The organism is Gandjariella thermophila (assembly GCF_005405885.1).
Classification (GTDB): domain Bacteria; phylum Actinomycetota; class Actinomycetes; order Mycobacteriales; family Pseudonocardiaceae; genus Gandjariella; species Gandjariella thermophila.
This window is the reverse complement of sequence record NZ_BJFL01000009.1, coordinates 89,056-111,340: the sequence shown is the minus strand read 5'-3', so window position 1 is coordinate 111,340 and position 22,285 is coordinate 89,056. Positions and strand designations below refer to the sequence as shown.

18 protein-coding genes, 1 tRNA gene and 1 riboswitch are annotated in these 22,285 nt (G+C 71.0%); of the genes, 9 read left to right on the top strand and 10 right to left on the bottom strand.

From position 1 onward, the window contains the following. Positions 1 to 244: 244 nt before the first annotated feature. Positions 245 to 745 (top strand): inorganic diphosphatase, encoded by a 501-nt coding sequence (locus FFT21_RS11840; RefSeq protein WP_137813864.1) that lies wholly within the window; start codon positions 245 to 247, stop codon positions 743 to 745. 71 nt (positions 746 to 816) lie between these two features. Here the strand turns inward: FFT21_RS11840 and FFT21_RS11835 are convergent, their stop codons facing one another. The 3 genes from FFT21_RS11835 to glyA form a co-directional block, all read right to left on the bottom strand. Further along, a complete protein-coding gene (locus tag FFT21_RS11835; protein ID WP_137813863.1) occupies positions 817 to 2,520 on the bottom strand; it encodes an MDR family MFS transporter in 1,704 nt (567 codons plus the stop codon). Between the two features lie 82 nt (positions 2,521 to 2,602). Beyond that, positions 2,603 to 3,136, bottom strand: a complete 534-nt coding sequence (locus FFT21_RS11830; protein WP_137813862.1) for a MarR family winged helix-turn-helix transcriptional regulator — start codon at positions 3,134 to 3,136, stop codon at positions 2,603 to 2,605. Positions 3,137 to 3,286: 150 nt separating this feature from the next. After that, a complete protein-coding gene (glyA, locus tag FFT21_RS11825; protein ID WP_137813861.1) occupies positions 3,287 to 4,549 on the bottom strand; it encodes a serine hydroxymethyltransferase in 1,263 nt (420 codons plus the stop codon). A gap of 29 nt (positions 4,550 to 4,578) precedes the next feature. Continuing rightward, positions 4,579 to 4,665, bottom strand: a riboswitch (ZMP/ZTP riboswitch). Between the two features lie 104 nt (positions 4,666 to 4,769). On the opposite strand from glyA, the gene FFT21_RS11820 reads away from it, so the two are divergent. The 6 genes from FFT21_RS11820 to FFT21_RS11795 all read left to right on the top strand — a co-directional run bounded on the left by FFT21_RS11820 (position 4,770) and on the right by FFT21_RS11795 (position 9,337). Next, entirely contained in the window at positions 4,770 to 5,231 is a 462-nt protein-coding gene (locus FFT21_RS11820) for a DUF4442 domain-containing protein (protein ID WP_225978324.1), read from the top strand. A gap of 192 nt (positions 5,232 to 5,423) precedes the next feature. Beyond that, the gene (locus FFT21_RS11815; RefSeq protein WP_137813860.1) at positions 5,424 to 5,663 is read left to right on the top strand and encodes a hypothetical protein; all 240 of its coding nucleotides are present in this window, start codon (positions 5,424 to 5,426) and stop codon (positions 5,661 to 5,663) included. Between the two features lies 1 nt (position 5,664). Next, entirely contained in the window at positions 5,665 to 5,853 is a 189-nt protein-coding gene (locus tag FFT21_RS11810) for a hypothetical protein (protein WP_137813859.1), read from the top strand. A 136-nt stretch (positions 5,854 to 5,989) separates the two neighbouring features. Then, positions 5,990 to 6,808: a hypothetical protein gene (locus FFT21_RS11805; RefSeq protein ID WP_192909492.1), complete on the top strand. Its 819-nt coding sequence runs from the start codon at positions 5,990 to 5,992 to the stop codon at positions 6,806 to 6,808. A gap of 558 nt (positions 6,809 to 7,366) precedes the next feature. Then, the gene (locus FFT21_RS11800; RefSeq protein WP_137813858.1) at positions 7,367 to 7,912 is read left to right on the top strand and encodes an RICIN domain-containing protein; all 546 of its coding nucleotides are present in this window, start codon (positions 7,367 to 7,369) and stop codon (positions 7,910 to 7,912) included. Positions 7,913 to 8,602: 690 nt separating this feature from the next. Beyond that, on the top strand, positions 8,603 to 9,337 hold the full coding sequence (locus tag FFT21_RS11795; protein ID WP_137813857.1) for an SDR family oxidoreductase: 735 nt from the start codon (positions 8,603 to 8,605) through the stop codon (positions 9,335 to 9,337). 81 nt (positions 9,338 to 9,418) lie between these two features. Here FFT21_RS11795 and FFT21_RS11790 read toward each other — a convergent pair. Continuing rightward, positions 9,419 to 9,492 (bottom strand) — tRNA-Thr (locus tag FFT21_RS11790). A gap of 110 nt (positions 9,493 to 9,602) precedes the next feature. Here FFT21_RS11790 and FFT21_RS11785 point away from each other — a divergent pair. Further along, positions 9,603 to 11,186 (top strand): hypothetical protein, encoded by a 1,584-nt coding sequence (locus FFT21_RS11785; RefSeq protein WP_225978323.1) that lies wholly within the window; start codon positions 9,603 to 9,605, stop codon positions 11,184 to 11,186. Between the two features lie 79 nt (positions 11,187 to 11,265). Further along, positions 11,266 to 12,027, top strand: a complete 762-nt coding sequence (locus FFT21_RS11780) for an SDR family oxidoreductase (protein ID WP_225978322.1) — start codon at positions 11,266 to 11,268, stop codon at positions 12,025 to 12,027. 14 nt (positions 12,028 to 12,041) lie between these two features. Here FFT21_RS11780 and FFT21_RS11775 read toward each other — a convergent pair whose 3' ends face one another. The 6 genes from FFT21_RS11775 to FFT21_RS11750 all read right to left on the bottom strand — a co-directional run bounded on the left by FFT21_RS11775 (position 12,042) and on the right by FFT21_RS11750 (position 22,158). Next, entirely contained in the window at positions 12,042 to 13,244 is a 1,203-nt protein-coding gene (locus FFT21_RS11775; RefSeq protein WP_225978321.1) for a DNA polymerase III subunit delta', read from the bottom strand. Positions 13,245 to 13,386: 142 nt separating this feature from the next. After that, positions 13,387 to 15,495, bottom strand: a complete 2,109-nt coding sequence (locus tag FFT21_RS11770) for a bifunctional MFS transporter/dTMP kinase (protein ID WP_137813930.1) — start codon at positions 15,493 to 15,495, stop codon at positions 13,387 to 13,389. A 168-nt stretch (positions 15,496 to 15,663) separates the two neighbouring features. After that, positions 15,664 to 16,080: a hypothetical protein gene (locus FFT21_RS11765; protein WP_137813855.1), complete on the bottom strand. Its 417-nt coding sequence runs from the start codon at positions 16,078 to 16,080 to the stop codon at positions 15,664 to 15,666. A 107-nt stretch (positions 16,081 to 16,187) separates the two neighbouring features. Further along, positions 16,188 to 18,905 (bottom strand): type I DNA topoisomerase, encoded by a 2,718-nt coding sequence (gene topA, locus FFT21_RS11760; RefSeq protein WP_137813854.1) that lies wholly within the window; start codon positions 18,903 to 18,905, stop codon positions 16,188 to 16,190. A gap of 230 nt (positions 18,906 to 19,135) precedes the next feature. Continuing rightward, positions 19,136 to 19,726, bottom strand: a complete 591-nt coding sequence (locus tag FFT21_RS11755; RefSeq protein ID WP_137813853.1) for a hypothetical protein — start codon at positions 19,724 to 19,726, stop codon at positions 19,136 to 19,138. A 137-nt stretch (positions 19,727 to 19,863) separates the two neighbouring features. Beyond that, positions 19,864 to 22,158 (bottom strand): sodium-translocating pyrophosphatase, encoded by a 2,295-nt coding sequence (locus FFT21_RS11750; protein WP_137813852.1) that lies wholly within the window; start codon positions 22,156 to 22,158, stop codon positions 19,864 to 19,866. Between the last annotated feature and the right edge of the window lie 127 nt (positions 22,159 to 22,285).

Sequence of the window (22,285 nt, the reverse complement as noted above, 5' to 3'; positions counted from 1 at the left end):
GGGCTGCCGCTTGGTCGGCCTCGTTCGGCTGGGCCGCTCCGGCACCTGCACGGGCCTCGCCGGGTCCGGGCACGCGTCCTCCTCCAGCGCGCTCAAGGGCTGCAAGGGTAAAGGTCACACACCGCGGCGTGCGGGCAGAACAGACCTCCTGGTCCACACTAGTGGGGTAGACGAGTCAGCAATGTAGGCGCGGCCGGTGCACGAGTGTCGGTTGCCGAAGAAAGCCCCAGACGAGCGAGGACCCGTGGAGTTCGACGTCACGATCGAGATCCCCAAGGGGGAGCGCAACAAGTACGAGATGGACCACAAGACGGGGCGCATCCGGCTGGACCGCACCCTGTTCACGGCCACTCAGTACCCGGCCGACTACGGGTATATCGACAACACGCTCGGCGAGGACGGCGATCCGCTGGACGCCATGGTGCTCGTCCAGGAACCGACCTTTCCGGGCTGCCTGATCCTGTGCCGGGCCATCGGGATGTTCCGGATGACCGACGAGAAGGGCGGCGACGACAAGGTCATCTGCGTGCCCACCGAGGATCCTCGGCTGGAGCACCTGCGGGACATCCACCACCTGAACGAGTTCCACAAGCTGGAGATCCAGCACTTCTTCGAGGTCTACAAGGACCTGGAGCCGGGAAAGAGCGTCGAGGGCGCGACCTGGGTCGGCCGCACCGAGGCCGAGGCGGAGATCGCCAAGTCCTACCAGCGTCTCAAGGACGCCCAGGAGCGCGGCGAGCACTGAGCGTGGACGGCGAGGGCCCGCACCGGATGGTGCGGGCCCTCGCCGACGCTCGCGGCGTCGGTGCCGCGTGATCAGTCCAGCGCCAGGGCCGGCTCCGGCGTCGCGCCCGCCGCGTCCTCCGCCTGCCGCTGGATGCCGGACTTGCTGGACAGTTCCTGGTTCTTCAGGAACCACACCAGCGCGAAACCGACGAGCATCACCACGCCGCCGACCAGGAACACCGTGTCCATCGCGCTGGAGAACCCGTCCAGGAAGGGCTGGGCCAGCCGCGGGTCCAGGTGCTGGATGAACGAGGTGTTGTTCAGGTCGGCGTTTCCGCCGCCACCGCCGCGCAACGCGGTCAGCACCACCTGGTTGTCCGGGTTGGCCAGCAGCGCCGGATCGTGCAGCGCCGCCTGGAACGACGCGGTCGGGACCGCGGCGCGAAACGCGTCGGCGATCCGGTCGCCGACCACCCCGAACAGGATGGACAGGAACACGGCCGTGCCAGCGGTGCCGCCCATCTGACGGAAGAACGTGGCGGACGCGGTGGCCACGCCCATGTCCCCGGGCGGCACGTCGTTCTGCACCGCCAGCACCAGGGTCTGCATGCACAGGCCCAGCCCGAAGCCCATCAGCAGCGCGGTGGAGAGCGTCGGCCACAGCGGGGTGTCCGCGCCGATCCGGCTGAACAGGAACAGTGACGCGGACATCGCGGCCGTGCCGATGATCGGGAACACCCGGTACCGCCCGGTCCGGGCGATGACCTGGCCGCTGAGCGTGCTGGCCGCCATGATCCCGATCATCAGCGGAAGCAACAGCAGACCGGACTCGGTCGGCGAGTAACCCTTGACGATCTGCAGGTACAGCGGCAGCGAGGCCATCCCGCCGAACATGCCCATACCGACGATGAAGTTGAGCACGTTGGCGAGGCTGAACACCGAGCTACGGAACAGCCGCAGCGGCAGCAGAGCCTCGTCGCCCATCCTGCGCTCGGTGAACGAGAACAGGGCCAGGCCGATGGCGCCGATCAGGAACATGGCCAGTGACCGGCCGGACGCCCATCCCCACTCCCGGCCCTGCTCGGCCACGATCAGCAGCGGCACGACCCCGGTCACCAGGGTGAGCGCGCCCAGGTAGTCGACCCGGTGCTCGATCCGCCGGTGCGGCAGGTTCAGCACCCGGCTGACCACGGTCAGCGCGACCAGCCCGATCGGCAGGTTTACCAGGAAAACCCAGCGCCAGCCGGTGACCCCGAGGAAGCTCGGCAGCCCGGCGAAGAAGCCGCCCACCACCGGGCCGAGCACGCTGGCCAGGCCGAACACGGCGAGGAAGTAGCCCTGGTACCGGCCCCGCTCCCGCGGCGACACCATGTCGCCAATGATCGCGAGCGCGAGCGAGAACAGCCCGCCGGCGCCGAGCCCCTGCACCGCGCGGAACGCGGCCAGCTCGTACATCGACTGGGACATCCCGCACAGCGCGGAGCCGACCAGGAACAGCGAGATCGCGGTGATGAAGAACCGCTTGCGGCCGTAGATGTCGGACAGCTTGCCGTACAGCGGTGTGCTGATCGTCGAGGTGATCAGGTAAGCCGTGGTCCCCCAGGCCTGAATGGTCTGCCCGTGCAGCTGGTCGGCGATGGTCCGCATCGCCGCGGACACGATGGTCTGGTCCAGCGCGGCCAGTAACAGGCCGAGCAGCAGACCGGAAAGCACCGTCAGGATCTGACGGTGGCTCAACGCTCCGTCGCCGCCGGTCGCCGGCGACGGCACGGCTCTTTCGGCCGTTGTTGACATCACATCTCCCCTTTTGCGGCTTCGCGCGGGCCCGTCCCGGCGCGCGCGCCGTGGTGGTGCCACGTGCCGCCCGTTGAGTTGGTCACTGGAAGTCCTCGTCGGGGCGCGCGATACGCGCGCACTCCTCGAGCAGCGCCGGCAGGTGCCGCTCGTAGTCGGCGGTGAAGCGTTCGAACAGCTCGGCGAGCCGTTTCCGGTCCTCGACCGGCCAGTTCGCCAGCACCTGCGCGATCGCCACGTTGCGCCGGTGCCGCTGCCGCTCCAGCAGCGCGACACCATCGGCGGTGGCGGCCAGCACGGCCGCCCGCCCGTCCCTCGGGTCGGCCCGCCGCTCCACCAGGCCGTCCTTGACGAGTTGGGTGATCTGCCGGCTCACCGTGGAGGCGTCGGCGTGTACCGCGTCGGCGAGCGCGCTCAACCGCCGTGGCCCCTCGGCGACGAGGGTGGCGAGCAGTACGAACGCGGCGCGGTCGATGCCGGCCTTGGCGAGTTGCGCGTGTACGCACGCCGACATGCGGAACAGCCGGACCATCGCCATGGCCACGCCGTCGGCCAGGGCGAGATCCCGCGCGTCCGGCTCGGCGCCGGCGAGGGCCAGGCGGTGTTCATCAGCCATCGACGGATCCCCGTTGCTTGCATCATCCAAGTAGTTGGTGACTACAAGCATGGGCCACGGCGACGTCGTTGACCAAGCGAAATACCTGTGACAACGGTCGCAGGACGGTCCGTAGCCACCCGGCTACGTCAGAGGCCGGCGCCGCGGCGCTCAGGCCCAGCCGGGCATCGGATACGCGTCGAGCAGCTCGCGCACCTCGGTGGCGATCCGCTCGATCGACGCCTCGTCCTCCTCGGCGGTGGCCCGGATCGCCCGGTCGATCCACCCCGCGATGGTCGGCATCTGCTCGACCCCGAGGCCACGGGTGGTGATCGCCGGCGTGCCGAGCCGGATCCCGGAGGGGTCGAACGGCTTGCGCGGGTCGTAGGGGACGGTGTTGTAGTTCAGCTCGATGCCGGCCCGGTCCAGCGCCTGGGCGGCCGGCTTGCCGCCGATGCCGCGGTTGGTCAGGTCGACCAGGATCAGGTGGTTGTCGGTGCCGCCGGAGACCAGGTCGTAGCCGCGTTCCAGGAGCGCCTCGGCCAGCGCCCTGGCGTTGGCCACCACGGCGTGCGCGTAGTCCCGGAACGCCGGCTGCGCCGCCTCGCCCAGCGCGACCGCGATGGCCGCGGTGGTGTGGTTGTGCGGGCCGCCCTGCAGTCCCGGGAACACCGCCTTGTCCAGCGCCTTGGCGTGCTCCGCGTCGGACATCAGCATCGCGCCGCGCGGGCCGCGCAGCGTCTTGTGCGTGGTCGTGGAGATCACCTGGGCGTGGCCGACCGGCGAGGGATGCGCGCCGCCCGCGATCAACCCGGCGATGTGCGCGATGTCGGCGACCAGGATCGCGTCCACCTCGCGGGCCACCTCCGCGAATGCGGCGAAGTCGATGGTGCGCGGGATCGCCGTGCCACCGCAGAAGATCAGCTTCGGGCGCTCGCGCAGGGCCAGTTCGCGAACCTCGTCCATGTCGATACGCCCGGTTTCCTTGCGCACGCCGTACTGCACGCTACGGAACCATCGGCCGGTGGCGGAGACGTTCCACCCGTGGGTCAGGTGGCCGCCCATCGGCAGGGCCATACCCATCACCGTTTCGCCCGGCTGGCAGAACGCGAGGTACACGGCCAGGTTGGCGGGCGAGCCGGAATACGGCTGCACGTTGGCGTGGTCGACGCCGAACACCGCCCTGGCCCGCTCCACCGCCAGCGTCTCGAGCGGATCGATGAGCTGCTGGCCCTCGTAGTACCGGCGGCCGGCGTAGCCCTCGGAGTACTTGTTGGTGAGCACCGTGCCGGTGGCCTCGAGCACGGCGGCGGACACGTAGTTCTCCGAGGGGATCAGCCGGATCTTCTCGTACTGGCGCTTCGCCTCCGCTTCGACGAGTCGCGCGACCTCGGGGTCCGCCTGGGCCAGGTGCGGGACGGGTGGCTGGTGCATCGGTTCCTCCTGGGGACTGGTGGTCCGGGCGGACGCACCCAGGCGCACGGTGCCGTTCCGCTCGATCGCTCCCCGGTGGTCATTTCCACCCGAACGCGCCAGTCGCGACTGATCCCGATGCTAGGCCACTCCGGTCCCCGGTTCGAGTCTTTCCGCGTTCCCGTGATGATCCGGAACCGATGCTGGTATCAGTGCTCTACTGACGAGTAACATGCCCGCCATGAGCGCCACGGATGCCGAGCGCGAGTCGCTGGGCGAGTTGATGAAGCAAACCGTGCCGTGGGTGCGCACGACCGGCGTCGAGTTCGTCGAGGTCGCCGCCGGGCGGGTGGTGGCGACCCTGCCGGACCATCCGGACCAGCGGAACCACGTCGGCGGGCCGCACGCGGCGATGATCTTCGGGCTCGGCGAGACGGCGTCCGGCGCGGTGGTGCTCGCCGCGTTCGGGCACTGCCTGGACCGGGCCACCCCGCTGGTGGCCAGGGCCGAGGTCGAGTACCGCAAGCTCGCGCTCGGGCCGCTGCGCGCGGAGGCCGTGCTGGGCCGGCCGGCGGAGGAGGTGGTCGCCGAACTGGACGCCGGCGAGCGCCCCGAGTTTCCGGTCCCGGTGATCGTCGGCAACGCGGACGGGGTGACCACAGCGGAACTGACCGTGGTCTGGACATTGCGCCCCAATCGCTGAACCGGCCGCATCCGGGCCTTCGACACCCACGCTGGCGAGTCGTGACGCGGGTCGGGCTCACACAAGGTGGTGAAGATGCTGCACGGCTGGCGCCGAATGGCCGACATTCCTGACAGGCGATGCGACCAGCGGTAACGCCGGCTCTCGGAGGGGCGGCCGGCAGCACGAGTCCGTCGTCCCGGAGGGGAAGTGGTGACCATGAGGCTGCTCGGCTGGCGCCCGGGGCGGCCCGAGGCCGATCCCTACGCCGAACTCCGGCAGCTACGCGTGCGGATGGTGTTCCGCCGCTGCTCCGGCCCGTGCGGCCAGGACACCTGGATGGCCGCGACCAGCCGGCGCTGCCGCAAGTGCGGTGCCCTCGCGGAACGGCTCCGGGCGCACCGCACGGTGCGGTTTCCCCGGCTGGTCAGCGCACTGCGCACGCTGGCGTGACATGCTGCTCGAACTGTCCGACGACGAGGCCGTCGCGCTGCGCGACTTCCTCACCTCGCGGCTCGGTGACCTCTCCGCCGAGATCTCGCACACCGACAACCCGGCCTACCGGCGCGATCTGCGCCGGCAGCGGGATCACCTGCTCCGGGTCCACGACGCGCTGGTCGACCTCACCCGGCCCGCCCACTGATCCGACGGCCGCCCGCCTCGTTCCCGCACGACTGCTGCTCGGGCGTCTCGATGGTGGCCGTCGCGGTGGTCGTGAATGGTGAAATCTTGCTCACCCGGTCGTCGCAACGGGCCACCATGTGTCAGGGTCTGCCCCCATGCAGACGGTGGAGGTTGCCACGTGGATCGCCGCGGGCGTGGCGATCATCGCCGTCGGGGTCGCCGCGTGGCAGCTGTGGCTGGCTCACCGCCGAGCCCGGCAGGCCGAGCAGCTCGCAAGCCGAGTCCGCGAACTGACCCGGGCCACCGAGAGCCATGCCGAGCAGGCGGCCGGGGCCGCTCAGGGTGCGCACTCCCATTCGCGGTGGGCGTGGGAACAGGTCAAGCTGGCCGCCAACCAGCTTGCCGAGGCCCGGCAGGAGCGCCGGGCCAGCACGCAGCGAGAGCAGTGGGAATGGGCCTACGCGATGACCACGACCGCCCGAGAACTGGTCGACTGCAGCCAGGAACTGATTCGCGTCGCACTCGACGCTCAGGTGGCCCCGCACTACCGGCTGGCCGCTGAACGGCACTACGGGCAGGTCTGCCAGTGGTGGCAGGAAACCGTGATCAAAGCACTGGCCCGTACCTCGCCCACTCTCGAGCTCCAACACCAGGTGATCACGTTTACCGGCGTGCACCACCGCTTGCACGGCCACATCGGCGTGCTGCTCCGCGCCGCCGAAACCAACACCGTGAGCGACACCGACCCGCTGGCCAAGCAGGCGCAGCAGACAGGTCAGGAACTCGCCGGCGCGCACCGCCACCTGCAACGCGCCGTCAGCGACAGCCTGACCACGAACCCGGAGTCTCAGGACGCCGCGACCCAGCGCGGCACCGGATCCGTGGCCAGGGCAGCCACCCCGACCGCACCCGTGGCGAACGCTCCCCGCCGTGGCCTCGACGGTCCCCGGCAGGGACGAAGCGGTCAGAACTGAGCGGCGGCCTCTGGAACCATCAGAGGCTCAGCCACCGCGTCGTCCCCGTTGGCCGCCACGACACACGCCAGCGCGTACGGGCAGGCGCGGAACACCGCGCACGTGCCCAGCGAATCGCGCGATGAGTGCCCGTCGCGCGGGTGTCGACCTCGGGCGTGCGCACCAACGCGAGCCAAGTCGGGACCAGCAGCCGGAGAACCGCTGTCGCTGCAAGATTCCTTCTGCTATCAGTAGTTGCGTTGGGGCGGAACTCGATGCGGTGACATCACTCTGACGAGCCCGCGAATCACCCTGTCAGCAACTTGATGCAAACATGCCTGCGAATAGCATTGGGCTGCCGGGAAAGCCGCTCGCATGGTGCGACGACGCATCTGCGATACCCCGAGAGGAGAGAGGCTAGCTCGATTCTGCTTGCGCACGGAGCGCGGGCGAGTTACCTATCTTCCGTTTCTGTTGATCTTCGTTTTCTCGCCTTGGATTGCCGAGCAAGGTACCCATGGCTTCGCCGGCATTCCTCAATGACAGTCGAAGCTCTGGGTATGCGGATAGGAGAATAGAATGCGGATCAGCAAGGGTCTGAAAGTTGCCGTGGCGTCAACGGCGGCGGCCATCGGGATCATCTTCGCCCCGTGCGCGGCGACGGCGGCCCCCCAGCCGAAACAGGTGGTCCCGCAGCCGGGCTCGTACCAGATCGTGAGCCGGCACAACGGCAGTCGCTGGGTCACGGCACTCGATTCCGCGGGGGACGCCAACGCCCGCGCCGTGCGCGCCCCCGCCTGGGACAGCTTCACCAGCGACCAGTGGAACATCATCGGCACGGGCCTTGCTGGTGTGACTATTCAGAATGCCAAGGGCGGTAAGTGCCTGGAGCCGCTGAACGCGAGCTTCACACTCCACCAGCAGGTCGTGGTCCGCACCTGCAACGGTTCACGCGCGCAGCGATGGCTCATCACACGGGCGGCCGACACGAGCTTTCTGATCAGCCCGTTGAATGAACCGACCCTGGCGGTCGCACTCGCATCGGCCGGTACTGACGACTGGACCGAGTTGCGGCTGGAGAAGGCGTGGTACTCCACCGACAGGCTGTGGAACTTCGTCGGCTGAAAAGGTTGACGGTGCCAGCCGGGCAGCATCGATGACGGGCCCATGTTCGTGATCAGCGCGCCGGCCAGGCGTGACATGGGACCCTCGCGGACGCTCGCACCCGGATGACGGCCGGCGGACGGGCATTCGCCGGTGGGCCAGCGGACGAGCCGCCGCCAGAAGCCCCCTGGCCTGCGCGTATGCGGTCAGGGGGCGCTTGGCGCAGGAGGCCGACCCAGCGGCTGCGGGCGTCTCTTGCCTGGGCGATCTTGAGGTCTGCCGGCGCTTCGGCGGCGCCGGAACTCCTCGGGTGTGGTGGCTGAGGTGCGGCAGAACTCCGGGAGCTCTCCGGCAATGGTCGCGCGGCAGCCCTCCGTCGTGAGGACCAAAGCCCCAGGTTGATGCGCCACCGTCAACGGCATGCTCGACCTTGACGGGGTGCTCGCATGCCGCCGGTTGTGCCAGGGGCGGGGCTGCTGAATAAAAAGCCAAGCGAGGTGTCACAACCCGTACGGCCGTCCGGTCCTGGCAGGTGAGCGGGCTCTCCGCAGCCCATCCTCGGAGAGGTCTTTCGATGTCGGACATCGAGTCGACGACCACCGGTGGAAGCCACGACCGAACCGCCGGGCCCGCGCGAAAACTGACGGCGAGCTCAGCCGCACCCCGTCGTGCTCGGACATTTCATCTCCGAGAACAAGAAAGGTCAAAGAAATGAAGATCGCCGTCATCGGGGGGACGGGGCTCATTGGATCGCAGGTCGTCAAGATTCTGACCGCGAGCGGGCAGGAGGCGGTGCCGCACTCGCTGTCCACCGGTGTGGACCTGCTCAGCGGGCAGGGCCTGCGCGACGCGCTGGCGGGAGCCGACGTCGTGGTCAACCTGACGAACTCGCCGACCTTCGACGAAGCCTCGCTCGGGTTCTTCCACGAGACCATGGACAACCTGCTGACGGCCGCCGAGGCTGCCGGCGTCGGCCACGCGGTCATCCTCTCGATCGTGGGCGCCGACCAGGTGCCGAGCCTGGTCTATTACCGCGCCAAGGTGCTGCAGGAGGACATCCTCAAGGCCGGCCCCGTGCCGTACTCGATCGTCCGCGCCACGCAGTTCTTCGAGTTCATTGACGCGGTACTGACCGAGACCGCCGACGAGACCACTGTCCGCCTGCCCGCCACGCTCGTCCAGCCCATCGCCGCGGTCGACGTCGCCCAGGCCGTGGCCGACGTCGGCCTGGGCGCTCCGCTGCAGGGTACCCGCAACATCGCCGGACCAGAGGTCTTCGCGCTCGACGAGCTGGGCAGGATCACCCTCGCCGCCCGTGGTGACCATCGCGTCGTCGTCACCGACAACAGCGCCGGGATGCTCGCCGCCGCCTCGGGCGACGTCCTCATCGCCAAGGAGGGCGCCGTTATCGCCAAGACCGCGTATCGGGAGTGGCTCACGCGCTGACTCGGCTGCGTGATGCGGGCCCCCAAGACCACGACGGGGGCTTCCCGGGTAGGAGACCCCCGTCGTGCCTGGTAGGCGCTGAGCCGCCTGAGGGAATCGAACCCTCGACCTACGCATTACGAGTGCGTCGCTCTGGCCGACTGAGCTAAGGCGGCAAGACGGGGCATAGTGTAGCTGCTGGCCCGCCGTCACCGATAAGCAGGCCGATCGTTGAAGTTAGGCGCGTGACATGCATCTCAGGTCGCGCGCCGAGGAGGTTCACCCGATGCGCGGACGGCCGCCGTTGAGCATGGCCATGCTGGCCGTGGCGGTTCTGCTCGCGCTGTGTGCCGCCCCGGCTGCCGCGACGCCGTCGACCACGCCGACACCCACCCCGGTCAACCCCGGCCAGGCGCCGACCGAGGCGCCGCGGCCGCCCGGCCACGCGGTGGGTGACGCCGGCACCGGGCTGTCGCTGATCCGGGCGCTGCCTGGCGCCGTGCCCACCCAGTCGATCATGCCGGGCGAGTCGGAGCAACTGCCCAAGCAGCCGCTGGCCGAGATCGGTTTCGGGCTGGCCAGCGCGCAGGCCAACTCGGAGGCGGCGCTGGGCTACGAGCGCGCGGTGGCACAGGCGGAACCCGGTGGGGCGGCGGTCGAGGGCCGGGCGCCGACGCCGCCGGGCGCGGTGGTGCAGACGGCGTTGCCGGACAACCCCACGCCGACCACCGGTGGGATCAACCCGCCGTCCTCGCCGCTGGACGCGCTGGTCAAGGTCGGCCTGCTGAACGGAAGCGCGCAGGCGCGGTGGGACGAGCGCACGGGCCCCTGCGTCGACCCGATCGCGGACGCGCGGATTTCCATGGCCAGCCTGTCCGCGCTCAACGCGATCCCGTCACTGCCGTCCAACCAGAACCTCAGCGGCCAGCTCGGCCCGACGCCCCGGCTGCCCGACCCGAAGCCGCTGGTCGACGGGTTAAACCAGATGTCGGGCCCGCTCAGCCAACTCGGCGGGCTGCTCTCCGGCAAGGCGACCGCGGACGCCACCGGGTCGCTGCTGAGCGTGCCGGACACCATGCTCGCGCACTCCACGGTCCGGCTGGTCGACCTGCCCGGCTCGGCGAACAAGGCGGTGCGCTCCACCTCCACGCTGCAGGTGGCCGGCATCCGGCTGCTCGCCGGCACGCCGATGGAGATCCGGATCGACGTGGTCACCCCGCCGACCCTCACGGTGACCTCGACCGGCGACGAGAAGACCTCAACCGTGGACTACACCGCGCCGGTGCTGCGGGTCAGCCAGGGCGGCAAGGTGCTGGGCACGCTGGACGCTGCCAACCAGAAGCTGGACGTGCCGATCGGTATCCCGATCCCCGGTCCGAACTCGTCGCAGCTACCGAAGCTGCCGGTCGTCGGCGGCCTGCTGCCCAACGGCAGCCCGGCGCCGGGCAACCTGCCGAAGATCGACGTCGGCGTGCTGCGGCTGCAGAACGCCGAGCTGGACATCAAGAAGGCGGCGATGACCCAGCCGTTCGCCGGGTTCCAGCTCTCCGCGGTGGCCCGATTGCTCGACCTGCAACTGCTACCCACCGACGCGCTCGGGCTGCCCAACCTGCCCTCGGCGCTGGCCCAGGTCTCGCTGGGCGAGCAGATCAGCAGGGCGTACGCACCGACCGGCGGGGTGGTCTGCGCCGCGGCGGCCGGCGGGGTGACGCCTGGCGGTCCCGGCGGGTACGCCGCACCGCCGCTGGCCTACACCACCGCCGCGTACCAGGCCGTGCCGATGTTCCTGACTGGCACCGCGATGCTGCTCGCCGGGAGCATCATCGTCGCCGCGCTGCCCAGCCGGCGCCCCCGCCGCCCAACCCCCTGACCGGTGATCCCCCGCGCGGGCGTGGTTTGGTCCGCGTGCGACCGGTATACCCGAGGCAACTCGGATTTTGGGGGTCACAGTGTCCACATCGGACGGTGGTTTGTTCTCGCTGCGCGGCCGGACCGCGCTGGTGACCGGGGCGCGCACCGGCATCGGTCGGGCGATCGCGCTCGGGTTCGCAGGCGCCGACCTGGTACTGCTAGGCCGGTTGGACAACCTCGACGAGGTGACCAGCGCGGCGCGGGAACTGGGCGCCCGCGTGACGCCGATGGCGGTGGACCTCAGCGATCCGGAGGCGGTGGCGCCCGCGCTGTCCGGCCTGCTGCACGAGCGGCGGATCGACGTGCTGGTGAACAACGCCGGGATCATCCACCGCGAGCCGGCCGCCGAGGTCCACCTGACGAACTGGCGCCGGGTGCTGGCCGTGGACCTGGACTCGGTGTTCGCGCTGTCCCAGGTGGTCGGCAGGCAGATGCTCGCCAGGCGCTCCGGCAAGATCGTGAACATCGCCTCGCTGCTGAGCTTCCAGGGCGGCATCCTGGTGCCCGCCTACGCGGCGGGCAAGCACGCGGTCGCCGGCCTGACCAGGGCGCTGGCCAACGAATGGGCGGCGCACGGCATCCAGGTCAACGCGATCGCGCCCGGCTACATCGACACCGACGCCACCGCCGCGCTGCGCGCCGACCCGGAGCGCGGCGCGGCCATCTCCGCACGCATCCCGGCCGGCCGGTGGGGCACCCCGGAGGACCTGGTCGGCGCGGCGGTGTTCCTCGCCTCCCGCGCCTCGGACTACGTCAACGGCCACCTGCTCGTGGTGGACGGCGGCTGGCTGGCCCGGTAGATCCGGGACCGGGTTCAGCCGTGGTGCAGCGTGGTCACCATGGCCTCGATGGCCACCCGGGGCTTGACGTTCAGCTCGATGGCCTCCCGGCAGGCGAGCACGGCCTCCAGCCGGCGCAGCGTGGACTCCGGGGTCCAGGCCGCCGCCGCACGCGCCGAGTCCTCCACCCGGTCCGGGTGGTTCAGCGGCACGTTCGCCCCGGCCGCGGTGACCAGCACGTCCCGGTAGAAGCCGGCCAGGTCGACCAGGGCGAGGTCGAGGGTGTCGCGCTGGGTGCGGGTGCTGCGCGACTTCTGCCGGCGCTCCAGCTCGCGGATCGCGCCCTTGGCGCCCCGGCTGGCCGCGGCGGTGCCCTTGCCGGTGCCACCGGCGCCCATCGCCGTCTCCAGCGCCTGCCGCTCGGCCTCGTCGCGCGCCTCGTTCACCGTGCTCGCCTCGTCCTCCACCGCCTTGACGAGTTCGTCGGACAGGGCGAACACATCGGAGAGCCGGCGCAGTGCGAGTGGCACGCGCAGCACCGCCGCCCGCCGCTCCCGGGCGGCCGGGTCGGTGGCCAGGCGGCGGGCCCGGCCGACGTGCCCGCCGCACACCGAGGCGGCCCAGCGGGCGGTGTCCTCGTCGATGCCGTCCCGGCGGTGCAGCACCTCGGCGATGGCCGAGGCGGACGGTGTGCGCAGGGAGACCGCCCGGCAGCGGGAGCGGATGGTGACCGAGACATCCTCGGGGTGGTCGGACGGGGCGCAGAGCAGGAACACGGTCCGCGCCGGCGGTTCCTCCACGGCCTTCAGCAGCGCGTTCGCCGCGCCCTCGGTCAACCGGTCGGCGTCCTCGATCAGCACCACCTGCCAGTGCCCGGTGGTCGGCCGGCGGGCCGCCGCCTGCACCAGCGACCGCATCTCGGCCACCGAGATGGACAGCCCCTCCGGCACCACCAGCCGCACGTCGGCGTGGGTGCCGGCGAGCGTGGTCCGGCAGCCGGAACACGCGCCGCAGCCGGGCGGCCCGGTGCGGCTGGTGCACTGCAGGGCTGCGGCGAAGGCGCGGGCCGCGACCGAGCGGCCGGACCCGGGCGGGCCGGTGAACAGCCAGGCGTGCGTCATCGCGCCGCGCACCGCTGGCCGGCCGGCGACCAGCGCGGCCGCCGCGTCGGCCGCGGCCGCGAGTTCGTCCACCGCGGCCGGCTGGCCGACCACGTCCGCCCACACCCCACCGGTCACCGGTGGTCCCCCCGAAAGCCGGGGCTCGACCGGCGCACGACGTGAACGCCGGCAGGAACATGGGGCGCGCCGTGGCCACGTTGGCTGCCGCGGCTTGACGCCCGCATGAGGGAGCCTCCTCTTTCCCGGCCCGACACACGCATCAGGGAGCATCCACCGTGACGACCGGCTGCTCGGCCGGGGACTCGGACAAGCCGATGCGGGCGGCCAGGACGGAGTACACGGCCGCGCGTACCCGCTCGGCGACCTCCTCCTCGGCGCCGTCGGCGTCCACCACGACGTAGCGGTCCGGATTGGCGGCAGCCACCTCGGTGAGGATCTTCTGCACCCGCCAGTGGTGTTCCAGGGTGCCGATGCCGCCGGCGACCTGCCCGTCGCCACTGTCCGGCGGCTCGACGGGCGTCGGGTTGCCCGGCTGGCCGACCGCGGATCGAGGCAGCGTCGCCGGGTCGCGGTCCAGCAGCACGGTCAGGTCAGGCCGCAGCCGGCCGGTCGCCCAGTCGGCCAGGTGCTCCAGTTCGGCCTGGTCCAGCCCGCCGAGAGCGCCCAGGTGAGCCAGCGGGCTGTCCACGTAGCGCTCCATGATGACCAGCTCGCCCGCGTCCAGTGCGGGCCGTACCCGGCGCTCCACCACGTCCGCCCGGACAGCGGCGGCCACCAGCGCGTGCGCCCGCGCCCCAGACAGCGAGGCCCCAGCGAGCACACTGTGCAGCCGGCTCTCGTCCAACGCGGGATCGCTGGCCAGCAGCACCTTCTTGCCGTGCCCGCGCAGCCACTCGGCCAACCGCCTGGCCTGGGCGGAGGTGTCCTCGACGGTGTCCCCCTCCACCGCGACGAGCAGGCCGGCGCGCCGCGGCGGGCGCCGGCGCAGCGCGCGGAACAGGTCGGCCAGGATTGGCTCCTTGCGGCGGTCACCCATCTGCCGGTACGCGATCACGCCGACCAGCGCGGCCACCACCCCAGCGCCGAGCAGCACCGGGCGGGTGCCGTCGACCCGCATCTGGTGACCGAGCACCGTCACGGTGTGCACCTGGACCAGACCGACCAGAGCCGGGGTGGCCGCGGTGGAGCCGAACACGATGGTCTTCATCAGCACCTGGACCAGCGACACCATCCGGCCGCGGATCCGGTCCTCGATCTGCGAGCCGATGATGGTCAGGCCGGTCAGGAAGGCCACCCCGGCGGAGGCGCCGACCAGGGCCACCGTGACCAGCGCGGTCCACAGGTGCGGCGCGAGGGCGACCAGCACCAGCGACAGCCCGGCCGCCACGATGGCCACGCCGAACAGCCGGTTGTGGGTCAGCCGCGCCGCCGCCTTCGGCGCGAACGCCATACCGGTGCCCAGGCCGACGAACACCGCGACGAAGAGCATGCCGAACGCGGTGTCCCCGCCGAGCAGGCTGGCCGCGTACAGGCGGGCGGTACCCACCACCGCACCGGCCGCGGCGAACGCACCGGTCATGCCGATGACCAGGCCGCGCATCAGGGTGTTGCCGGCGACGTACCGCAGCCCGTCGCGGAACATGCCGAACAGCCCCAGCCCCCCGGCGACCGGTCGGGCCCGGTGCGTGGTGGGCCGACCGGAGATCTCCGGGATCCTGGTGGCCACCACGATCGCCGAGGTCAGGTAGAGCAGCCCGTTGATGATCACGATGATGTTGGCGATGCCGAGCCCGCTGTTCGACAGGTGCAGCGTGGGACCGATCGCGGAGATCACCGAGAACAGTCCGGCGCCGCTGACCACCGCGATGCCGTAGGTCATCACCAGGCCGAGCTGGTTCGCCGTCTCCACCTGGTCCCGGCGGCGCAGCAGGTTGGGCACCGAGGAGTCCTTGGCCGGAATCCACATCAGCGCGCAGCATCCGACCAGGAAGTTGGCCGCGAACAGCCACGGCAGCGAACCGACGATGGCGATGGACAGGAACAGCCCGCAGCGGAACAGGTCGCAGACGACCATCACCTTGCGCCGGTCGAACCGGTCCGCGAGCACCCCGCCGAGCGGGGCGAACAGCATGCCTGGCAGCAGCTGGGTGAGCACCACACCGCTGAACGCGAAGCTCTGTGCCTGGTAGCTACTGGTCAGCTTGGCGACGAGACCGGTGAGGGCGAGCAGCGACAGCCAGTCACCGATGGTGCAGAGGTAGGTGACGCCCCACAGCCGGCGGAACGGCCGAATCGCCAGGACGCTGCGAATCCGGTGCGCGCTGGACGCGTCCGACTCGGCCGGCCCGTGGCCGGCCTCGGACGTCATCCCGATGCCGTCCAGAATGCAGTCCACCCCACTTCCGCCAGGCACCCCCGCACCGGCACCAAGCGTAACCGCGACGAATCGGGAGATCCCGCAGGGTCGCGCTGTGTTGGTTGTCCACCGCGCGGCGCGATCTCTCGGATTCCACGTATCGGGAGTTCGGTGGGGCCGTCAGTGGAAGGCGTGTGAGAGCGCGTCGATGATCGCCCGGCCAGCGGTGGCCAGGATGGTCGCCAGCAGGATCAGGCCGGCGATGAGCCAGCCCGCCACCGCGTTCGCCGGGCGGCGCTGCGGAGTTCCCTGCGCGGGCTGCGCCGACGGACGGCGGACCGGGGGCGTTCCGGGGCGTGGCTGCCCCCCGACCTGCCGGCCGCGGCGGCGTGGCTCGGCGAGCGCCGCGTTGATCGCCTCCCGCATCGACGAGTCGACCTCGGGCGGCTTCGTGGGTTCGGCCACCGGTAGCCGCGCCCAGGCGGCCTCGCCGACCATGGCCGCACCGGTGACCAGCCCGGCGAGCGGGTCGGGGAAGGCCGGCGGAGGCGGCGGGTCCTGCGTGCCGTCCGGGCCGAACAAGGCATCGTCCGCCACGGTGTCGGCCACCCCCTTCGCTCGAGCGGGGCTACCCCTCCAGCGTAGAAGGTTCGGGATCCGGCCGTCAGGATTTCCGCCTCACCGGCGACGTGCCGGCGGGGCGCTCAGGACTTCGACTTTGCCGGCGACTTGCGGCGGGGGGACCGCTTGGACGCCGGCCCCTTGGCCCGCTTCTCGGCGAGCAGTTCAGCGGCGCGCTCGTCGGTCAGCGACTCCACGCTGTCCGCCTTGCGCAGCGAGGCGTTGGTCTCCCCGTCCGTCACGTACGGCCCGAACCGGCCGTCCTTGACCACCATCGGCTTGCCGGACACCGGGTCCTTGCCCAGTTCCTTCAGCGGCGGGGCGGAGGCGGCCGCGGCCCTCCCCCGCTTCTTAGGCTCGGCGTAGATCTTCAGCGCCTCGTCCAGGGTGATCGTGAAGATCTGGTCCTCGCTGGCCAGCGAGCGGGAGTCGGTGCCCCTCTTCAGGTAGGGCCCGTACCGGCCGTTCTGCGCGGTGATCTCCTCGCCGGTGTTCGGGTCGGTGCCGACCACCCGGGGCAGGGAGAGCAGCTTCAGCGCGTCGTCCAGGGTGACCGTGTCCAGCGACATGGACTTGAACAGGCTGGCCGTCCGGGGCTTGTCCTTGACGCCCTCGGGCAGCACCTCGGTGACATACGGGCCGAACCGGCCCTCCTTGGCGACGATCTCGTGGCCGCTGACCGGGTCGACGCCCAGCGAGCGGCCCTCCTGCGGGGTGGCGAACAGCTTCTCCGCGATCTCCACGGTCAGCTCGTCCGGCGGCAGGTCCTCCGGCAGGTTGGCGCGCTGCGACGAGCCGTCCACCTCCCGCTCCAGGTACGGCCCGTACCGGCCGACCCGGACGTACACCGTGCGGCCGGCGTCGTCCGCGAACAGCGGGATGGAGTTGACCTCCCGGGCGTCGATCTCCTCGACGCTGGACCCGACCAGCTTCTTCAGCCCGCCGGCCCGCCCGATCGAGCCGTTCGGCCCGACGTCGCCGCCGAAGTAGAAGCCGGTGAGCCAGTTGGTGCGCTCCTGGCGGCCGGCGGCGATGCCATCCAGCTCGTCCTCCAGCGCGGCGGTGAAGTCGTAGTCGACCAGCCGGCCGAAGTGCTGCTCCATCAGCCCGACCACGGCGAACGCCACCCAGGACGGTACCAGCGCGGAACCCTTCTTCCACACGTAGCCGCGGTCCTGGATGGTGCTGATGATCGACGCGTAGGTGGACGGCCGGCCGATGCCCAGGTCCTCCAGCGTCTTGACCAGGCTGGCCTCGGTGAACCGGGGCGGCGGGCTGGTCGAGTGCCCGTCGGCGGCCAGGTCGTCGGCGGTCAGCGACTGCTCCCTGACCAGCCGAGGCAGCCGGGACTCGGCGTCGTCGGCCTCGCCGCCGGCCTCGGAGTCCACCGACTCGACGTAGGCCTTGAGGAAGCCGGCGAAGGTGATGGTCCGGCCGGACGCGGCGAACGTGCACTCCTCGCCGCTGGCCGCGGTGCCGACGATGCGCACGCTCATCGTGGTGCCGCGCGCGTCGGCCATCTGCGAGGCGATGGTGCGCTGCCAGATCAGCTCGTACAGCTTGAACTCGTCGGACTCCAGCTCGCGGGCCACCTCGCCGGGGGTGCGGAACACCTCGCCGGCCGGGCGGATCGCCTCGTGCGCCTCCTGGGCGTTCTTCACCTTGCGGGTGTACTGCCGGGGCTTGTCCGCCACGTACTGCGCGCCGTACAGCTCGGTGGCCTGGGCGCGGGCCGCCGCGATCGCCGTGTCGGACAGCGTCGTGGAGTCGGTCCGCATGTAGGTGATGTAGCCGTTCTCGTACAGCCGCTGCGCGGTGCGCATCGTGCGCTCGGCGGAGAAGCGCAGCTTGCGGCCGGCCTCCTGCTGCAGCGTCGAGGTCATGAAGGGCGCGTACGGCCGCCGGGTGTAGGGCTTCTCCTCGACGCTGGACACGGTGAACGTGGCGTTCGCCAGCGCGTCGGCCAGTCGCTGCGCCTCGGCCTCGTCCAGCAGGCGGACGTCGGCGCCGGCCTTGAGCCGGCCGTCCGGGCCGAAGTCCCGGCCGGTGGCCAACCGGGTGCCGTCCAGGGCGACCATCCGGGCGCCGAAGGTGCGCGGCTCGGCGCCCTCGCCGGCGTCCATTGTCGCGGAGATGTCCCAGTAGTAGGCGGAGACGAAGCGCATCCGCTCGCGCTCGCGCTCCACCACGATCCTGGTGGCCACCGACTGCACCCGGCCCGCCGACAGCTTCGGCATGACCTTCTTCCACAGCACCGGGCTGATCTCGTAGCCGTACAGCCGGTCCAGGATGCGCCGGGTTTCCTGCGCGTCGACCAGGTGCTGGTCCAGGTCGCGGGGGTTGGCCGCGGCGTCCCGGATGGCCGGCTCGGTGATCTCGTAGAACACCATTCGGCGCACCGGCACCTTCGGCTTCAGCGTCTCCAGCAGGTGCCAGGCGATCGCCTCACCCTCGCGGTCACCGTCCGTGGCAAGGTAGAGCTCGTCCGCGCCCTTCAGCGCCTCCTTCAACTCGCTGACGGTGGCCTTCTTGTCGGGGACGACGACGTACAGCGGCTCGAAGTTGTTGTCCACGTCCACGCCGAGCCGGGCCCAGGACTCGCCCTTGTACCTGGCCGGGACGTCCGCGGCGTTGCGCGGCAGGTCGCGGATGTGCCCACGGGACGACTGCACGACGAAGTCCCCACCCAGGTAGGTGGCGATCTTTCGAGCCTTCGCCGGGGACTCGACGATCACCAGCCGGCGACCGCCGGAACCACCCGTTCCGCCGCCGCTCTTCTTCGTCCGTGTCGTCCCTGCCACGCTGTCCTGCTCTCTTTCTCCCGGTACCTCGGCCCGCCAGTGTGCACCGAACTCCGTCGAGCGTGCGCCACATGGTGCGCCCATGGGGCCGAAAACGGCCGGAGTCACATCAGGCCCGTCCCCGGTTGTACCCCGCTGGACGGACGAGATGCTCGCCCGACAGTGGCGACGACGGGGTCACCTGCCCATCGGAGTTCACCCAATCGGACGCTTCGGCGGTGTGTTTCAGATCACTGTGACACGGCGACGGCCGGCCAGCAGGCTTCCGCGCCGCGTGGCGGTGGACCGATCAACTCGACCAGCCTGCCGATCCGTCGCCGACCCGCCACCCGGAGTGCCGGCCCACCGGCGCGTACGCCGAGCAGCGCGGCCGGCAGCCCGGCCATGGCCAGCGCGGCGCGCAGCGGCTCATGCGTGTCCGGCGCGTGCGGGTCCAGGCCGAGCAGGTAACCGGAGTCGACCGGATGCCCCGCGGTGAGCGCCCACAGCCGCAGCGCGGGGCCGTCCAGGTCGAACCCCGGCGGCACCGCCTTGACCGCACCCCGTAACCAGGACGCGGCCAGCACCGTGAGGTCCACCCGGAAGGCGGTGCGGACCAGCACGTGGCCCTCCTCGGAGGTGCCCACCTCGGCCTCGATGCCGCGCTCGGCGAAGGCGCCGGCCAGCGCGGCCGCGCGCCACCGCTCGGGCACCACGACCGACACCCTGGCCGCCGTCCCCCGGCCGAAGCTCACCGCCTGCCCGGGCCCGCACAGCAACCCGGCCAGGTCGGCCACGCGGGGCGTGCGCGCCTCGGCGGAGTAGAACGAGAGCTGCCCCACGCCGGTCAGCGTAGAACAGACGTTCGAAGTGACCAATGCTTCCGCGGCCATGATTGTTCCCGAACCACGGCGCCCGGGACATGCCGCGACCCCGCCGCCGGGCCGGCCGGGGCGGGGCCGCGAACACGTGACGGAACTCAGCCGGTGGTCACCGTCTCCGCCGGCGTCTCCGCGATCATGCTGCTGCGCCGCTTGGACACCACCAGCGCCGCGATGATCACAGCGAAGGCGATCAGCGCGATGGCCAGCCGGATGCCCAGCGAGGCGCTCGCACCCACCGAGAAGGTGACCACCGCCGGCGCGATCAGCACCGACACCAGGTTCATCACCTTGATCAGCGGGTTGATCGACGGGCCGGCGGTGTCCTTGAACGGGTCGCCGACCGTGTCACCGATCACCGTGGCGGCGTGCGCGTCGGAGCCCTTGCCGCCGTGGTGGCCGTCCTCAACCAGCTTCTTGGCGTTGTCCCAGGCACCACCGGAGTTGGCCAGGAAGATCGCCATCAGGGTGCCGGTGGCGATCGCGCCAGCCAGGTAGCCGGCCAGCGGTCCGACGCCGAGGCCGAACCCCACGGCGATCGGCGCCATCACCGCCAGCAGGCCCGGGGTCGCCAGCTCGCGCAGTGCGTCCTTGGTGCAGATGTCCACCACCCGGCCGTACTGCGGGCGGACCGTGCCGTCCATGATTCCCGGGTTGTCCTTGAACTGCCGGCGCACCTCGTACACCACCGCGCCGGCGGCCCGGGACACCGCGTTGATCGCCAACCCGGAGAACAGGAACACCACCGCGGCGCCGACACCCACGCCGACCAGCGTGCTCGGCACGAACACCGCGAAGTCGGCGTCCCGGAACGCCCCGCCGACCTTGGCCAGCGCCTGCTTGATGGCGTCGTTGTAGGAACCGAACAGTGCGGTGGCGGCGAGCACCGCGGTGGCGATGGCAATGCCCTTGGTGATCGCCTTGGTGGTGTTGCCGACCGCGTCCAGCTCGGTGAGGATCTGCGCTCCCTCACCCTCGACGTCGCCGGACATCTCCGCGATGCCCTGCGCGTTGTCGCTGACCGGGCCGAAGGTGTCCATCGCGACGATCACGCCGACCGTGGTGAGCAGGCCGCAGCCGGCCAGCGCGATGGAGAACAGCGCCACGATCACCGAGCCGGAGAGCAGGTACGCGCCGTACACCGCGGCGCCGACGACGACCGCGGTGTAGACCGCCGACTCGAAGCCGACCGAGATGCCGGAGAGGATCACGGTGGCGGCACCGGTCAGCGAGGTCCGGCCGACGTCCTGGACCGGCTTGCGCTCGGTGCCGGTGAAGTAGCCGGTGAGCCACAGGATGATGCCGGCGAGCACGATGCCGATGAGCACCGCGATCGCGGCGATCAGCGCCGGACTGCCTGCGGTGGCCTTGACGTCGTCGGACACGCCGGACAGGCCCGCGAACGAGCTGGGCAGGTAGGTGAACGCCGCCACGGTGCACAGCACCGCCGAGATCAGCGCCGCGATGTAGAACGCCCGGTTGATCGCGACCAGGCCGTTCTCGCCGGCCCTGGCCCTGGTCACGTACACGCCGATGACCGCGGTGAGCACGCCGATGCCCGGCACGATCAGCGGGAACAGCAGGCCCTGCGCGCCGAACGCGGTGGTGCCCAGGATCAGCGAGGCGACCAGAGTCACCGCGTAGGACTCGAACAGGTCCGCCGCCATGCCGGCGCAGTCGCCGACGTTGTCACCGACGTTGTCGGCGATCGTCGCCGCGTTGCGCGGGTCGTCCTCGGGGATGTGCTGCTCGACCTTGCCGACCAGGTCCGCGCCCACATCCGCGGCCTTGGTGAAGATGCCGCCGCCGACACGCATGAACATGGCGAGCAGGGCGGCGCCGAAGCCGAAGCCCTCCAGGACCTTGGGCGCCTGGCCGGCGTAGACCAGCACCACCAGCGAGGCGCCGAAGAGGCCGAGGCCGACGGTGGTCATGCCGACCACGCCACCGGTGCGGAACGCGATCCGCATACCCTTCTCCCGGGCGCCGGTGGCCTCCCTGGCCGCCGCCGCGACCCGGACGTTCGCCCGGGTGGACAGCCACATGCCCAGGTAGCCGATGCTGGCCGAGAACAACGCGCCGATCACGAAGAACACCGAGCGGCCGATCCGCTCGCCGATGTCGTCCGCGGGGAGCGCGAAGAGCAGCACGAACACGATCACGACGAATGCGCCGAGCGTGCGGAACTGCCGGTTGAGGTAGGCCGACGCGCCTTCCTGCACCGCCCTGGCGATGTCCTGCATCTTGGAGGTGCCCTGGCCAGCGGCCAGCACCTCCCGGAGCAGGACATACCCGACGGCGAGGGCAGCGAGGGCGACCACAGCGACCACGGCGACCACGCCGCGGTCACCTCCGGAGAGCTCGAGGCTCGCCGCGAGGAAGTGCCGGGACATCCGTCCTCCTGTGCATCTACCGGTTTGCGGCGACGGAGCCGGCGACCCTTGCGTCGGCCCCGACGCGACGTGTCCACCGCCACAGCGGTGTGATAGCGGCGGAGTCTATTGGTCAGGCAAACAGTGC

What these genes read in the sequence shown, in the direction of transcription:
- FFT21_RS11835 (WP_137813863.1), bottom strand. Translation starts at nt 2,520, where the DNA reads ATGTCAACAACGGCCGAAAGAGCCGTGCCGTCGCCGGCGACCGGCGGC.
- FFT21_RS11830 (WP_137813862.1), bottom strand. Translation starts at nt 3,136, where the DNA reads ATGGCTGATGAACACCGCCTGGCCCTCGCCGGCGCCGAGCCGGACGCG.
- glyA (WP_137813861.1), bottom strand. Translation starts at nt 4,549, where the DNA reads ATGCACCAGCCACCCGTCCCGCACCTGGCCCAGGCGGACCCCGAGGTC.
- FFT21_RS11820 (WP_225978324.1), top strand. Translation starts at nt 4,770, where the DNA reads ATGAGCGCCACGGATGCCGAGCGCGAGTCGCTGGGCGAGTTGATGAAG.
- FFT21_RS11810 (WP_137813859.1), top strand. Translation starts at nt 5,665, where the DNA reads ATGCTGCTCGAACTGTCCGACGACGAGGCCGTCGCGCTGCGCGACTTC.
- FFT21_RS11805 (WP_192909492.1), top strand. Translation starts at nt 5,990, where the DNA reads ATGCAGACGGTGGAGGTTGCCACGTGGATCGCCGCGGGCGTGGCGATC.
- FFT21_RS11800 (WP_137813858.1), top strand. Translation starts at nt 7,367, where the DNA reads ATGCGGATCAGCAAGGGTCTGAAAGTTGCCGTGGCGTCAACGGCGGCG.
- FFT21_RS11795 (WP_137813857.1), top strand. Translation starts at nt 8,603, where the DNA reads ATGAAGATCGCCGTCATCGGGGGGACGGGGCTCATTGGATCGCAGGTC.
- FFT21_RS11785 (WP_225978323.1), top strand. Translation starts at nt 9,603, where the DNA reads ATGCGCGGACGGCCGCCGTTGAGCATGGCCATGCTGGCCGTGGCGGTT.
- FFT21_RS11770 (WP_137813930.1), bottom strand. Translation starts at nt 15,495, where the DNA reads ATGACGTCCGAGGCCGGCCACGGGCCGGCCGAGTCGGACGCGTCCAGC.
- FFT21_RS11750 (WP_137813852.1), bottom strand. Translation starts at nt 22,158, where the DNA reads ATGTCCCGGCACTTCCTCGCGGCGAGCCTCGAGCTCTCCGGAGGTGAC.